Raw genomic sequence first — 13991 nt, 5'->3', positions numbered from 1 at the left:
CGGTCACAAGTAACAAAAGCAATAATTGCACATGAGGAGGATACGTGACCACCAGGACACTCGAGGGCTACGAAGATCGTGCAGGCGCCGTCATCGGCTCTCAACAGACGGCGAGCAGCCGCCGGCGCATTCTGATTGCCGGTACCATCGGAACCGCCATCGAGTGGTACGATTTCTTCGTTTACGGTTTCATCGCCCCGCTGGTCTTCGATCAGCTCTTCTTCCCGAAATTCGATCAATTGGCCGCCACCATCGCGGTGTTCGCAACGCTTGCCGTCGGATTTCTGGCCCGGCCGCTCGGCGGCCTCGTATTTGGACACTTCGGCGATCGTTTGGGCCGCAAGTCCGTCCTGTTGTGCACACTGCTCATGATGGGACTGGCTACGATTTCGATCGGGCTGCTGCCGACCTATAGCAGCGCAGGAGCGATCGCCACCATCGCCCTCGTGGCACTGCGCTTCATTCAAGGCTTCGCGCTCGGCGGAGAATCGACAGCGGCTATCCTCATGGCGATCGAGACATCTCCGGGCAACCGGCGCGGTTTCTCCGCTGGCGTGGTTCAGGCTGCGGGATCAGTCGGCGTCGTCCTCGCTTCGTTTGCGGCGTTGACCATTTCGCGTCTGCCGGAAGCGGACCTGCTGTCATGGGGTTGGCGCGTTCCATTTCTGATCAGTGCTGTCCTCGTGGCCCTTGGAGTCTACATGCGGCTTCGTATCGAAGAGAGCACGACGTTTCGCGAGGCGCCCGAGGCTGCAACAGTGCCCGCCATTGAGGCGCTTAAGAGCCACTGGCGGTCCATTATCATCGTCCTCTTCGCAGAGGTGGCTCAGACGTCCTACTTCTATCTGACGGCGATCTTCACGATATCTTTCGCCACGCGCCAGTTCGGCGTTCAGAAGGACGTGATTACGCGGGCCGTACTTCTGGCCAACCTGGTCGCCCTCATTGCAATGCCTCTCATCGGCGTCTGGTCCGACCGGATCGGACGGAAGCGGATATTCCTGGCGGGCGTTGTGCTCGCCGCCGTCTCGATGCTTGCGTTCTACCACGCGGTGGCGACGCGCGAACCGCTGCTGGTGACGGCCGCGGTGGTGCTTGCCGCCGGGGTGATTCACCCACTTATGTTCAGCACCGAAGGAAGCTATTTCCCTGAGTTGTTTCCGACGCGGATCCGCTTCACCGGCGTTTCGATTGGAAAGCAGTTCGGAACGGTGTTCGGCGCAGGGATCGCGCCGCTTGTCGCCACCAGCCTGTTTGCGCAGACAGGGACCGTCTACGCGATTAGCGGATACTACGTGGCGCTCGCACTCGCCGCAGTGATCGCGCTCAGCTTTGCGCAAGAAACCAGCAAATCGCGGCTGCTCGGCTAAGTCCGTCCGCGATACAAGGGAGGTTCATCATGGACGTCAAGCTTCTGATCAAGGGGAACGATCTGGCAGCAAGCGGCGGTAAGGTCTTTGAACGCCGCAATCCGCTGTCCAAAGAGGTCGCGAGCAAGGCTGCGGCGGCGACGGTTTTGGATGCTGATGCGGCGGTGGCGGCGGCTTCGGCCGCGTTGCCGGGGTGGTCTGCGCTCGGCCCAAACGCGCGGCGCGGACTGTTGCTGAAAGCCGCCGATGTGCTCGAGGCCAAACGCGACGCGTTCGTCGCGATCATGATGGCCGAAACCGGCACCACCGAAGTGTGGTCCGCCTTCAACGTGAAGCTCGCGACCGGCATGTTGCGCGAAGCGGCATCGCTCACCACGCAGGTCGCCGGCGAAGTGATCCCGTCCGATAAGCCCGGATGTATCGCCATGGCTGTTCGCCAGCCGGCCGGCGTGTGCCTGGGGATTGCGCCCTGGAACGCCCCGATCATCCTGGGCGTCCGCGCGGTGGCGACGCCACTGGCTTGCGGGAATACCGTCGTGCTCAAGGCCTCTGAAATCTGTCCGGCAACGCATCGCCTGATCGGCGAGGTGTTCAGGGACGCCGGATTCCCGCCCGGGGTCGTGAACGTCGTGACCAATGCGCCGACTGATGCGCCCGCCATCGTCGAGCGTCTCATCGCACATCCCGCCGTGAGACGGATCAACTTCACGGGCTCGACCCGCGTCGGCCGCGTCATTGCCGAGCTCGCCGGACGGCAACTCAAGCCCGTGCTGCTCGAGCTCGGCGGCAAAGCACCTCTGCTTGTGCTCGATGATGCCGATCTCGACGCCGCAGTCGCCGCCGTGGCGTTTGGTGCCTTCATCAACCAGGGCCAGGTCTGCATGTCGACGGAGCGCGTGATCGTCGACGAGGTGGTCGCCGATCACTTCGTCGAGAAGCTCGCCAAAAAGGCAAAGTCGCTTCCGGCCGGCGACCCCCGATCGGGTCCGGTGGTCATCGGCTCCATGATTGATGAGCCTCCCGCACGAAATGTCGTCGATCTGATCGATGACGCCGTTGAAAAAGGCGCAGTCAAGCTTGCGGGCGGAGAGCGCGTCGGCACGGTCGTGCCGGCGACGGTTCTCGATCGTGTTGCGCCCGGCATGCGGATCTATACCGAAGAGAGCTTCGGGCCCGTGGTGTCGGTGATAAGGGCGCGCGGCGTGGATGATGCGGTCCGACTTGCCAACGATACGGAGTATGGGCTTTCGGCCGCCGTGTTCGGTCGGGACGTTGCGCGCGCGCTCACGGTGGCGCAACGCATCGAGAGCGGCATCTGTCACGTCAATGGACCGACGGTGCACGATGAGGCCCAGATGCCGTTCGGCGGCATGAAGGGATCGGGATACGGCCGCTTCGGCGGCCAGGCCGGGATCGCTGAATTCACGGATTTGCGCTGGATCACCATCGAGACGCAGCCTCAGCATTACCCGTTCTGATCGCGTCCGATGCGAAGCGAAGCCACGCCAGAAAACCGGCTCATGAGTCCAAAAATCCTAACGGTGCGGGAAGCGACCCTCGGCGTGCTTCGCTCATTCGGTGTCGATCGGGTCTTCGGCAATCCGGGATCGACGGAGCTTTCCTTTCTGCACGACTGGCCGGCCGATATCGACTATGTGCTCGGGCTGCAGGAAGCCTGCGTCGTCGGGATGGCGGATGGTTACGCGCAAGCAACCAGCCGCCCGGCCTTTGTCAATCTGCATTCGGCTGCCGGGCTCGGTCACGCGCTCGGCAACCTCTTCACCGCGTTCCGCAACAAGACCCCGCTCGTCATCACGGCGGGGCAGCAGGCGCGCAGCCTGCTTCGGATGCGCCCCTATCTCTTCGCCGAGGATGCCGAGCAGTTTCCAAAACCCTATGTGAAATGGAGCTCGGAACCGGCGCGGGCGGAGGACGTGCCCGCGGCGATTGCGCAGGCCTTCCTCACCGCTATGCAGCATCCGCGCGGTCCATCATTCGTGTCCGTGCCATCGGATGACTGGGCGCGCCCTGGCGCGCTTCCACCCGTCCGGAGCATTGCAACTGAATTTGCCCCGGATCCGGCCGCGGTCGTTCGGCTGGCGGCGGCGATCGGTGCGGCCAGCAAGCCGGCTTTCGTGATCGGACCCGAGGTCGATCGTAGCGGCTGCGTCGAACAGATGGTGGCCGTCGCGGAGCGGGCGAGGGCAGCTGTCTGGGCAAGCCCGATGTCGAGCCGATCGAGCTTTCCGGAACGGCACTCTCAATTCGCGGGCTTCCTTCCGGCGGTACCCGACGGACTCGCCCGTGCGTTGCGTGGTGCGGATCTGATCGTCGTCTTCGGGGCGCCCGTCTTCACGTTCCACGTCGAGGGGCAATGCGACGTGCTCAACGACGGTACGCCGGTCTGGCAGATCACGGATGATCCGACTGAGGCCGCGTCCGCGCCTGTCGGCGAGACCGTCATCGGAACGCTCCCCAAGGCGCTCGGTGCACTCCTGCCGGCGTTGCCGGACATCGTGGACCGCGAGCAGCGCGCCGCACGCCCGACGCCCGCCGTTCCCGCGGCCATGAATCCCATTCCTCCAGCCTACGCGCTTAGCCGTCTGTCGGCGCTGATGCCGGAAGATGCCATCATGGTGGAGGAGGCTCCGTCGCACCGACCTGCGATCCAGCAATACTTGCCGAGGTCTGGAGCGGACAGCTTCTACACGATGGCGAGCGGCGGGCTCGGGTACAGTCTGCCGGCCTCGGTCGGTATTGCCTTGGCGAGGCCGGGCCGCCGCATCGTGTGCCTGATCGGCGACGGGTCGGCGATGTATTGCATCCAGGCGATCTGGACCGCGGCACAACGCGGGCTTCCCATCACATTCGTCGTGATGAACAACTCCGGATATGGCGCGATGCGCGCCTTCAGCCAGATCATGCAGGCGCATCGTCCACCCGGCATCGACCTGCCCGGGCTCGACTTTGTCGCTCTCGCCAAAGGACTTGGCTGTCCGGGTCAGCGCGTGACGGAAGCCGAGCATCTGGACCGCATCCTTGGCGCCGCGCTGGCGGCGAATGGTCCCGCGCTGGTCGATATCGCGGTCGACGATGCGGTGACAGACATCTTCAGCCCGCCTCGGAGTTGATCGGAGGCGAACCCGCGAACGCCGACATTCATTCGGCGATTGGAGACGCAGCCATGGGCTTGCAGCAGAACACTGACCACATCCAGACGACCCATATCGGCAGCCTTCCACGACCACATGATCTCCTGGATCTGCTGAAGGCAAAATATTCGGGACGGCCCTATGAGCCGTCAGAGCTCGATACCGTTCTGACCCGTTCGGTGGCGGACTGCGTGAGAAGACAGGTCGCAAGTGGCATCGAGATCGTGACGGATGGGGAATTCTCCAAGCCCGGCTTCTTCACCTATATCCGAGAGCGTTTCGACGGATTCGAATCCCGGCCGGACCAGAAGCTGGCCCTGTTCCAGAAGGAGGTCGCAGCCTTCCCTGAATACTACGCCGAGTATTTCAAGGATGCGATGATGGGCGGCGCAATCCTGCCGATCGCCCCTGTCGTCTGCATCGGGCCTCTGAAATACAAGGGCGAGGACAAACTCACGACCGACATCGCGAATGTGAAAGCCGCAGCCAGGGCCGCAGGCGTGCCAGATCATCGGGTGTTCCTGCCGGCGACCGCTCCATCCGGCGTTGGCTTCAACGAATACTACAAGACAGAAGAGGAATATTTTCACGCGCTCGCGGCCGAACTGAACAAGGAGTATCGAGCCATCGTGGACGCCGGCCTGCTGGTGCAGGTGGATGATCCATTTCTCCCTGACATTTTCGTCGAGCCGGGACTAGACGACGGGCAGAAGAAACGGCGGGCGGAAATGTATGTCGAAGCGACGAACGCCGCGCTCAGCGGGATACCAGCTGAGCGCGTTCGCTTTCACACCTGCTACGGGATCAACGAAGGACCTCGCATCCATGAATCGTCGCTGGCCGAGGTCATCGGCTACGTATTCAAGGTCAATGCCGGATCCTTCAGCTTCGAGGCAGCCAATCCGCGGCACGAACACGAGTACCATTTGTTCGAACAGGTGAAGCTGCCGGAAGGAAAGGTATTGTGTCCAGGCGTGATCACGCACGCAAGCAATATCGTGGAGCACCCGGAGTTGATCGCCGAGCGGCTGATCCGGTTCGCAAATCTGGTTGGGCGGGAGAACGTGATGGCAGGCGCCGATTGCGGCTTCTCCTCTCAGGCGCTCTATCGCACCGAGGTTCACAGCACCGTCGTGTGGGAGAAGTTCAAGGCTATGCGCAAGGGCGCGGACATCGCGACGCAACGCCTTTGGCGCGAGGGGTAAGAGCCCGCAGCGACCAAATCAACGGGCGGGCTGGGTTTGCCTCGAGGCCCATTTTAACGAAATGGACAAGGGGTGCATGAAATGGAAACGGGGGCCAAGGCGACGCGCGCTGAAATGGCCGTCCGCATGGGCCGGCCGCCAAAGGATCTTGCGGCCGAAGTGGACGAGCGAATCCTAGCCGCCGCGCGCGAGCTGTTTCTCGCACGTGGGCTCGAGAGTGTCAGCGTGGAGGAGATCGCCCGCCACGCCCGAGCGAGCAAGGGCACGATCTATGCACGTTTTCCCACTAAGGAGGCGCTCTTTGGCGCGATCGCGACGCGCAATGCGGCGAAGGTGCGGGAGGGATACGGAAGCGAGTCGCCGTCCGGAGGCACGATTGAAGAGAGACTCTCCAATCTCGGGAGCGGGATACTCGAGCATCTGCTGGCGGACGATAACGTCAACTTCATGCGTCTCTCGGTCTCCGAGGCGCGACGCTTTCCCGATCTGGCTAAAGTAGGCCGGACGATGCGTGAACGCGGAGCTCAGAACGCCGCGGTCGTCCTCAAGGACGTCGCCCAGTCGAAGCAGGGCAAGGCCGATCTCGCCTTCTCCCCCGAACGCCTGATAACGGCGTCGCAGTTTTTCCTCGACCTCGTCGTTGGGCCGCTCTTGATGCGTGCGGTGTTCGGCGAAGATCCGAAGTTGCTGCGAGCGCATATCCGCGCCCATGTCGCGGAAAGCGTTCCGTTCTTCCTGGCCGCCTGCCGGAACGGCTAATCAGTCCTGGCGACTCCCGTCGGGCGGCCACGCGTCCCGACTGTTCTTTCGACCGGACCGATAGTTCGTATCGAAAGTTATTGGCTACCGCGATGGGTGTGAATCAGCATGGGGTCCGGAGGCCGATCGGCATTCTAAGCCTTTGTTGGAGCTCGCATCCCCGGTCAATGACCCGGCCGAAACACACCGCCGGCATGTGCAGCGCCGCTTCAAGACCAGCGCTGGCCTTGACACGCATGTTAGCAAATGCTAACTGATTAGCGTGATGCAAAAGACTCTTCCCTTCTTCGTGTCAGAAAGCGACCCCCCAGCGAAGAGGGCGATCCTAACTGCGGCACTTGAACTCTTTGCCACGCGCGGGGTCGATGGCGTGACGATCCGGGACATCGCATCCGAAACAGGCTTCACGAATCCCGCGATGTTCCGCCATTTCAGAAGTAAGGAAGACCTTGCTCAAAATCTGTTTGAGGTTTGCTACCGCCGCCTTGCGCACAACTTTCTCGAGCCCGGCATCACCCTTCACGCGCTCTTTGAGCGTGGGCTTGTCCTGATCGAAGAGTCGCCCGAAAGCGTGCACTTTTTGATAGAGAATCTTGGGCGCTACTGGCATGCACTTCCCGCTGACGTCCGGGCGCATTCCCTTCTTGGGTCAATGCGCCGGCTCATCCAAGCCGAGCAGCGCGCCGGAAGAGTGAGACCGGACGCCGATCCAAATCTTGCCGCCGCACTCGTTTTGGGCATGCTGGGTCAGATCGCGCGTATGGCTCATTTCAAGGAGCTGTCCAAGCCGCCAAGCGCGTTAGCTGCTTCCCTCTTCAATCTTATCAATCGTGGTCTTGGAGCGTAATGCCATGCCCTGTGAGTTAGCAAATGCTTACACAAGCTCTGAAGCGGGATTGCAATCGTCACGCCGGGCCTTTCTCAAAGGAACGGGCAGCGCAGTCCTAGCGGCTGCCCTTGGAAATACGGCGGCGGCCGCGCCCGTTGAGTCTGCAAGGGCGGGAGGTGCGCGCGTTCATGTGATTCAAACCGGCCATGTCAAAGTGAAGGAGACGCAGATCGAAGGCTGTGGCCATGGCCGGGTCCGCCGGCTTGGCCCAATTCTCGATACGCGTTGGAGCCAATGGCTGCCGACTTATGCCTGGGCTATTGAGCACAAGGAAGGCGTGATCGTCGTCGACACCGGGCAAGCCACGCATTTGAAATCTCTGCCTGCCTGGCATCCCTACTTTCAGCTTGCGGTGCAATTTAGGATCGAGCCTGAAGAGGAGGTGGGCCCTCAGCTTCGCGCGCTCGGTATCGGTAGAAAAGATGTTCGCAAGGTCGTGCTTACGCATGTCCATATCGACCATGATGCCGGGCTTTCCCATTTTCCTCATTCGCAGATCCTGGCGAGCGCGGGCGAGATCAAGAGGGCGTCGGGATTAGCAGGAGAAATCCGTGGCTACCTTCCGGAACGCTGGCCGTCCTGGTTCGATCCGTCCCCGATCGTCTTCGAAAAGACCGCATTCGGGCCGTTTGACAGGAGTCTGAAGCTGACAATGGCTGGCGATGTGATCGCTCTGCCCACGCCCGGCCACACTCCCGATCACCTGTCTGTCGCCGTCCTCGACGGCGAAACGATTCTGTTCCTCGCGGGCGATGCGTCCTATGCCGAACATCAAATGCTAGCCGGCATCGTCGATGGGGTGAGCCCTGAAGAGGCTCCGGCCCTTGCCACGCTTGGAAAAATCCGACACCTCGCGAAGACCAATCCGCTGGTCTATCTGCCCACACACGATCCAGGATCGGCGCACCGGCTGGAAACCCGTAAGCTGACCAATTTAGCCAAAGCAGCTTAAACCGCCCCATAATGCAAAGCGCAAAGCATTTGGTAACACCCCATGATTAGGTGCCACAACAGGAAGGTTTCAGGGATCGTGGTCTCTTCTCCGATAGCCCTTTATGGCGCAACGGGCGTCACCGGACAGCTGATCCTAAGCCGGCTGGCCAGCCTTGGTCTGAAGCCACGTCTGGTTGGCCGGGATCCCAAGCGTCTTTCGGATCTCGCGGATCAATATGCGCTCAGCCTCTACGAGGCGAAAATTGACGATCATAAGGCGCTGGCAGGCTGCCTGCCTCGGGGCGGACTTTTGGTCAATGCTGCGGGCCCCTTCGTGTCAACCGCCATGCCGCTCATCGATGCCGCAATGTCCCTAGGCTGCGATTACTTCGATGTCAGCGGTGAACTTGATAGCCTTCGGGCTTTGCTTGCGCTGGATGTAGCTGCAAAGAAGGCGCGGCGCGTGGTGATCGGTGGCGGGGGGTTCGGCATCGCTGCAACTGATATCCTTGTCTCCAAATTAGAGGCGGCCTTCGGTCCACTTGAGAGTGTTCGCGTTTCTGTTGCAGCGGACAGCGCTTTTTCAACCACGGGGGTCGCCGAGAGCACCCTCGCGGTCCTAGCTGGCGGCGGAGCCGAAATCGTCTCGGGGGAAATCACCCGCGTTCGGCTCGCCCGCAAGCGCTGGCGCGAGCGAACCACTACTGGGGCCTCGATCTCTTTTGCGAGCGCACCTCTCGCTGATCTTATCGCGGCGTCGCGGCTCACACATGCGCCGGATATCGTTGCCGGGGTGCCGATGCTGCCTATGCAGGCGCAAGCCACGAGCCTCTTTGCGCCGCTTCTTCCGCTGTTGCTTAAGGTCCCCCAAGTGCGGCGCGCCTTGGTCAAAAAGAGCGGTCATGCCGGCGTTGCCGGGCACGAACATGTGTCCCGAGCTTGGGTTCGCGGCACCCAGGGACGCCGGTCCCAGACGCTCATGATCGAAGGCGGCGAGGGTTTTGCGTTGGCCGCTGATATCGCCGCGCATGCTATCGCGCGTTACCTTCAATCGCCTCCCTTGCCTGGGGCATACACGCCAGCCTGCGCCCTTGGCCCAGAATGGCTCGACGGTCTAGCCGGCATCCGATTTTACTCCCAAGAAAGCGAGGGAATGCATGCGTGAGCCCACATCGTTCCGGAGCAGCGCCGGCTGGCTCTATTTGCCTCGTCATGAAGGCCCGGTTCCCCGCATCGCCATGGCACTGTTACCGTCACGGAGGTATTTCTTCATCGTACCGAGGCTCTCAAGTGCAGCCCTCTCTGGAAGGCTGACTATCGGCTGGATCACGCAAAACTGCTGAGTGTAACGATCGAGTAACTCATCCCGGCCGAGATCGAAAGGCGACTCAACTCATGAGGATCATGCGAATCGTGCCGAATATTGCGACGAAGGACGCCGGGCGGGCCAAGACATTCTATAGAGACATTCTCGGTCTGGATGTCGCCATGGACATGGGTTGGATCGCGACCTTCGAGGCTGATGCTGTGATGCGCCCGCAGCTCAGCGTGGCGGCACATGGCGGGTCTGGCACGGCCGTGCCGGATTTCACGATCGAGGTCGATGACCTCCAGCAGGCGCTGCGCCGCTTTCAGGAGGCGAAGATCGCGATCGAGTACGGACCCATTGCGGAGCCATGGGGCGTGAAACGCTTCTATGCCCGCGATCCCTTCGGACGGCTGCTCAACATAATGCAGCATTCGCGATAACGGCAACCCGTTTGGGGCTGGCGCGGACGCAAGAGGTTCCGAGCTTTCGCTCCGCAGTTGACGACCCCGTTTGGAACGCGGAGCTCAGAACGCCGCGGTCGTCCTCAGGGAGGTCGCCCAGTCGAAGCAGGGCAACGCCCATCTCGCCTTCTCCCCCGAACGCCTGATAAAGGCGTCGCAGTTTTTCCTCGACCTCGTCGTTGGACCGCTCTTGATGGGTGCGGTGTTCGGCGAAGATCCGAAGTTGCTGCGAGCGCAGATCCGCGCCCACGTCGCGGAAAGCGTTCCGTTCTTCCTGGCCGCCTGCCGGAACGGCTAATCAGGTCCTGGCGGCTCCCGTCGGGCTGGCCGCGCGTCCCGACTGTTCTATCGACCGGACCGATAGTTCGTATCGAAAGTTATGGGGCTACTGCGATGGGAGCGGGAGAGCCATCGACCAGGGCCGGTAGCCAAGGCGCGGAGTGTGCCGTCCTGCTTCAAACAGCCTCGTTTTTTGTTCGCTGGCGGTCGTAAGCCACGTCGGAGTGCGGGAGTTCGTCACCGAAACAGAACCCCGTGCAGTACGCTTAGTTGACAGGGAGCAAAGTATCGATACCGAACCGTACTATTACAATTGACGCGGAGGACCAGTACCGGAGCACATCTAAGTGAGGAACGCGCCGATTAAGCTCGACAACAACTCAATGCCGACGGTTTCGCAGTGGCGCGCCAAATTCTCACCACTCAAGAATAGCCGAATGTTCGCCGATGTTAATACGACTTTAGCCCGTCTTTGTTAGCCTGGTCGGATATCATTTGGGGGAAACGGAAGATGCGGATCGGTCGACTTTTTGCGATGTCGATGCTCTCTGTGACGGCCTTGGCAATCATCCTTGGCGCCGAGGTCTTGATTCCACAGACGCGTACCCTGGCGGGCAAGACCGAGGCAATCAAGGCCGTGGAGGCATTCGGTGCGGTCTTGGCGGTCGGCCAACAGATCGCCGGCCAGCGCGCGCCCTATGTCAGTCCGTTGTTCCAGGAAGGCGCCGCCACGCCGGCTCAACTCGACGCAGTTGCTAAGGCTGGCCAGTTGATGGATGCGGCGTTGGCAAAGGCCCGGATCGTAGTCGGCGCCCTCCATGATGGAGATGCAATCGTCGAAGGCCTGAATCAGGCAGCCGCCAAACTTGACGAAGTTCGCGCGGTGACCGACCGTGCGCTCCTCGTTCCGATGAATGCGCGGGACCCCAGCGCGGTCAAAGGATTTCTGCCTGGGGTTGCTAAGGTCGTCACGATCGTCGAGCCGCTCTTGAACCGCCTCGAAAATGATGTCGCGACGGCCGATGCCTCGCTGACGGCTTTGTTGAACGTCGCGCGCACGGCTCAGGATCTGCGAATTGCTGCCGGAAGCCGCGCCGCCGCAATGTCTCTTGCCCTCAACATGCGCCGGCCGCTCACGGCATCGGAAATATCTGCGATCGATCGTGGCCAGGGGCGGGTCGAAGTTGACCGCGAGCGGATCGAAGCCGCCGTCGATCAACTTGGTGGCCCGGCTCGGCTCGCGAAGGCGCTCAAGGATGCAACCGAAGGCTATTTCGGACGGGCCGCGCTAGTGGTCGATAAGGAGCTGCCGGCCGGACGTACCGACGGAAAATACGGAATTAGCTCCGACGAATTGGCTGCCGCGATCGTGCCGGCAATACAGAGTTTCCTTATTCTGCGCGATGCCGCCTTGGCTGAAGCAGCCGAACGCGCGGGTGCTGCGCGGGAGCAAGCGTTTATGATGCTCACACTGGCCGGCGTTGCCGTTGCCGCTCTGCTTGGCGTGCTCGCGGGCGTTACCGCAATGTTGCGACGTCGCGTGATCGCACCGCTGGCGACATTGACGGATGTGGTCGGTGAACTTGCCGCCGGCCGGCACGACGTGACTATTCCCGCAAGCAATCGCGTCGACGAAATCGGCTCCATGGCGGGCTCGCTGAATGTCTTCAGGGATGCGCTTATCGCCAAAAAGGCTGCTGACGAGGCTGCTGCAATTGAAGCTGACGCCAAGATCCGGCGCGGACAACGGGTGGACAGTATCACGCGTGAATTCGAGGCAATGATTGGCGAGATTGTCAATGTCGTCTCGTCGGCCTCTACCGAACTGGAAGCCTTCGCGGGTACATTGACGGCAACGGCGGAGCGTTCGGAGGAACTGACCACCATGGTTGCTGCGGCATCCGAGGAAGCATCGACTAACGTGCAGTCGGTGGCATCGGCCACCGAGGAGATGTCGTCATCGGTCGACGAGATCAGCCGACAAGTCCGAGATTCTGCGCGGATCGCAAGCGAGGCAGTGGAACAAGCGCAGAAGACCAATGACCGTGTCGGTGAGTTGACGAAAGCCGCGGCTCGGATTGGTGATGTTGTGGAACTCATCAATACCATTGCCGGGCAGACTAATCTGTTGGCACTCAATGCCACCATCGAGGCTGCTCGCGCTGGCGATGCGGGGCGTGGCTTCGCGGTGGTAGCCTCGGAGGTTAAAGCACTGGCTGAACAGACTGCCAAGGCGACCGGTGAGATCGGTCAACAAATCAACAGCATTCAAGGCGCGACCCGGGAATCTGTCAGCGCCATAAAGGAGATCGGCGATACCATCGTTCGTATGGCCGAAATCGCGTCCAGCATTGCCGCCGCGGTCGAAGAACAGGGAGCCGCGACTCGCGAGATATCCCGCAACGTGCAGCAAGCCGCAGATGGCACCCAGCAAGTATCTTCCAACATCGCCGACGTGCAGCGAGGCGCCAGCGAGACCGGATCGGCGTCCACTCAGGTCCTGGTGGCAGCGAAGTCGCTGTCAAACGAAAGCAGCAGGCTCAAGTCTGAGGTCGGCCAGTTTCTCACGGCGGTCCGAGCAGCCTGAGAGGTGACGCGACGGAAGGACGTTGCACAATCTTTTGCGAAGACCAGTCCGCCGCGGAAGGGCGCCGCGATTACCGAGATATACGGACGGAGATCTATATTCGCCGTCTGGCCCGATTTGGCGGCTCGGTAAAGAGTAACGCTACTGATTCGCGCAGCCACTTGAGTCCGGGATCTTTGTGAAATCTTGCGTGCCAGAACTGGTGGATCGCGTATGGCTTAATATTGATCGGTGGCTCGACGATTCTTAAATTCTCCAACCGCGCGTAGTAGTCAGCGATGGATCGGGGAACGGTAACGATAAGATCCGTCTCGGAAATGATCGCTGGCACCGACAGGAAATGCGACGAAAGCAGTTGGATTCTTCTTTGTAGCCCCTGCTTCTTAAGCAACATCTCGAACAGCTCGTTGCTGCGACCAACTGATCGCACGACGGCATGAGACAATTCCAAGAATGTGGCGAGCGGTACAGTTTTCGACTTCACGATCGGATGGTCGGCCCGCACGAGGCAGACGAGCGAGTGCATGAACAGCCGCTGCCTAAGCACGCCAGGTCCCTCGAGATTTGGGAAATAGCCCAAGGCCAGGTCTATGTCACCAGCGGCCAACGCCGCCTCCATTTGCTCGTTGGTGATCTGCTCGCACCGCAGATTGCAAGTCGGCGCATGCTGGGCAAGAAAGGCCGTCAATCTCGGTAGAAAGTGAATCTCGCCGACGTCGGGCATGGTGACGACGAAGTCTTGGCGTGCTGTGACAGGATCAAACGCAGATCGTCGCAGTACAGTCGAATCGATCGTCGCGAGCGCTTGATCTGCCGCAGCTACCAATTCGGCACAACGCGACGTCGGCATCATGCCACCCGAGGTCCGCACAAAGAGAACGTCCCCTACGGCTTTGCGAAGCCGTGCAAGCGCAAGGCTGGTTGCCGGCTGACTCAAGTTGAGTTGTTCCGCCGCTCTGGAAACACTCCGCGTGCGATATAGGGCGATTAACAATCGCAACAGGTTGAGATCTAGAGGCCGATCGATTGGCATATTACCTCGGGTAT

The 13991-nt window shown here is 61.1% G+C and carries 12 protein-coding genes and 1 pseudogene; 11 read left to right on the top strand and 2 right to left on the bottom strand.

Annotated elements, in window-relative coordinates; translation table 11 throughout:
• The first annotated feature begins 44 nt into the window (after positions 1–44).
• From IC761_RS30015 to IC761_RS29965, 11 genes are all read left to right on the top strand, one after another.
• Entirely contained in the window at positions 45–1370 is a 1326-nt protein-coding gene (locus IC761_RS30015; RefSeq protein ID WP_195800267.1) for an MFS transporter, read from the top strand.
• 29 nt (positions 1371–1399) lie between these two features.
• The gene (locus IC761_RS30010) at positions 1400–2848 is read left to right on the top strand and encodes an aldehyde dehydrogenase (protein ID WP_195800266.1); all 1449 of its coding nucleotides are present in this window, start codon (positions 1400–1402) and stop codon (positions 2846–2848) included.
• A gap of 42 nt (positions 2849–2890) precedes the next feature.
• Positions 2891–4501, top strand: coding sequence for a benzoylformate decarboxylase (gene mdlC / locus IC761_RS30005; RefSeq protein ID WP_195800265.1), 1611 nt, complete (start codon positions 2891–2893; stop codon positions 4499–4501).
• Between the two features lie 53 nt (positions 4502–4554).
• A complete protein-coding gene (locus IC761_RS30000; protein ID WP_195800264.1) occupies positions 4555–5727 on the top strand; it encodes a cobalamin-independent methionine synthase II family protein in 1173 nt (390 codons plus the stop codon).
• 81 nt (positions 5728–5808) lie between these two features.
• Positions 5809–6486 (top strand): TetR/AcrR family transcriptional regulator, encoded by a 678-nt coding sequence (locus tag IC761_RS29995; protein WP_195800263.1) that lies wholly within the window; start codon positions 5809–5811, stop codon positions 6484–6486.
• Positions 6487–6751: 265 nt separating this feature from the next.
• On the top strand, positions 6752–7333 hold the full coding sequence (locus tag IC761_RS29990; protein ID WP_195800262.1) for a TetR/AcrR family transcriptional regulator: 582 nt from the start codon (positions 6752–6754) through the stop codon (positions 7331–7333).
• 49 nt (positions 7334–7382) lie between these two features.
• Positions 7383–8327 (top strand): N-acyl homoserine lactonase family protein, encoded by a 945-nt coding sequence (locus IC761_RS29985; protein ID WP_210338494.1) that lies wholly within the window; start codon positions 7383–7385, stop codon positions 8325–8327.
• 78 nt (positions 8328–8405) lie between these two features.
• Positions 8406–9473 carry a saccharopine dehydrogenase NADP-binding domain-containing protein gene (locus tag IC761_RS29980; RefSeq protein WP_195800260.1) on the top strand — a complete coding sequence of 356 codons (1068 nt, stop codon included), beginning with the start codon at positions 8406–8408 and terminating at the stop codon, positions 9471–9473.
• Positions 9474–9703: 230 nt separating this feature from the next.
• The gene (locus IC761_RS29975) at positions 9704–10057 is read left to right on the top strand and encodes a VOC family protein (protein ID WP_195800259.1); all 354 of its coding nucleotides are present in this window, start codon (positions 9704–9706) and stop codon (positions 10055–10057) included.
• A gap of 70 nt (positions 10058–10127) precedes the next feature.
• The gene (locus tag IC761_RS29970; protein WP_195800258.1) at positions 10128–10376 is read left to right on the top strand and encodes a TetR/AcrR family transcriptional regulator C-terminal domain-containing protein; all 249 of its coding nucleotides are present in this window, start codon (positions 10128–10130) and stop codon (positions 10374–10376) included.
• Positions 10377–10868: 492 nt separating this feature from the next.
• A complete protein-coding gene (locus IC761_RS29965; RefSeq protein ID WP_195800257.1) occupies positions 10869–12944 on the top strand; it encodes a methyl-accepting chemotaxis protein in 2076 nt (691 codons plus the stop codon).
• 94 nt (positions 12945–13038) lie between these two features.
• Here the strand turns inward: IC761_RS29965 and IC761_RS29960 are convergent, their stop codons facing one another.
• Together IC761_RS29960 and IC761_RS36225 are read right to left on the bottom strand one after the other, a co-directional pair.
• A complete protein-coding gene (locus IC761_RS29960; RefSeq protein WP_246791362.1) occupies positions 13039–13797 on the bottom strand; it encodes a LysR substrate-binding domain-containing protein in 759 nt (252 codons plus the stop codon).
• Between the two features lie 42 nt (positions 13798–13839).
• Positions 13840–13977: pseudogene (locus IC761_RS36225) on the bottom strand (helix-turn-helix domain-containing protein); the annotation flags it as partial.
• Positions 13978–13991 lie beyond the last annotated feature (14 nt).

Source organism: Bradyrhizobium commune, from assembly GCF_015624505.1.
GTDB classification, from domain to species: domain Bacteria; phylum Pseudomonadota; class Alphaproteobacteria; order Rhizobiales; family Xanthobacteraceae; genus Bradyrhizobium; species Bradyrhizobium commune.
This window is presented reverse-complemented; position numbering and strand designations above follow the sequence as displayed.

Excerpts from the sequence above, each read along its gene's own strand:
- IC761_RS29960 (WP_246791362.1), bottom strand. The coding sequence starts at position 13,797 with ATGATGCCGACGTCGCGTTGTGCCGAATTGGTAGCTGCGGCAGATCAA.
- IC761_RS29965 (WP_195800257.1), top strand. The coding sequence starts at position 10,869 with ATGCGGATCGGTCGACTTTTTGCGATGTCGATGCTCTCTGTGACGGCC.
- mdlC (WP_195800265.1), top strand. The coding sequence starts at position 2,891 with ATGAGTCCAAAAATCCTAACGGTGCGGGAAGCGACCCTCGGCGTGCTT.
- IC761_RS29995 (WP_195800263.1), top strand. The coding sequence starts at position 5,809 with ATGGAAACGGGGGCCAAGGCGACGCGCGCTGAAATGGCCGTCCGCATG.
- IC761_RS29975 (WP_195800259.1), top strand. The coding sequence starts at position 9,704 with ATGAGGATCATGCGAATCGTGCCGAATATTGCGACGAAGGACGCCGGG.
- IC761_RS29990 (WP_195800262.1), top strand. The coding sequence starts at position 6,752 with ATGCAAAAGACTCTTCCCTTCTTCGTGTCAGAAAGCGACCCCCCAGCG.
- IC761_RS30010 (WP_195800266.1), top strand. The coding sequence starts at position 1,400 with ATGGACGTCAAGCTTCTGATCAAGGGGAACGATCTGGCAGCAAGCGGC.
- IC761_RS30000 (WP_195800264.1), top strand. The coding sequence starts at position 4,555 with ATGGGCTTGCAGCAGAACACTGACCACATCCAGACGACCCATATCGGC.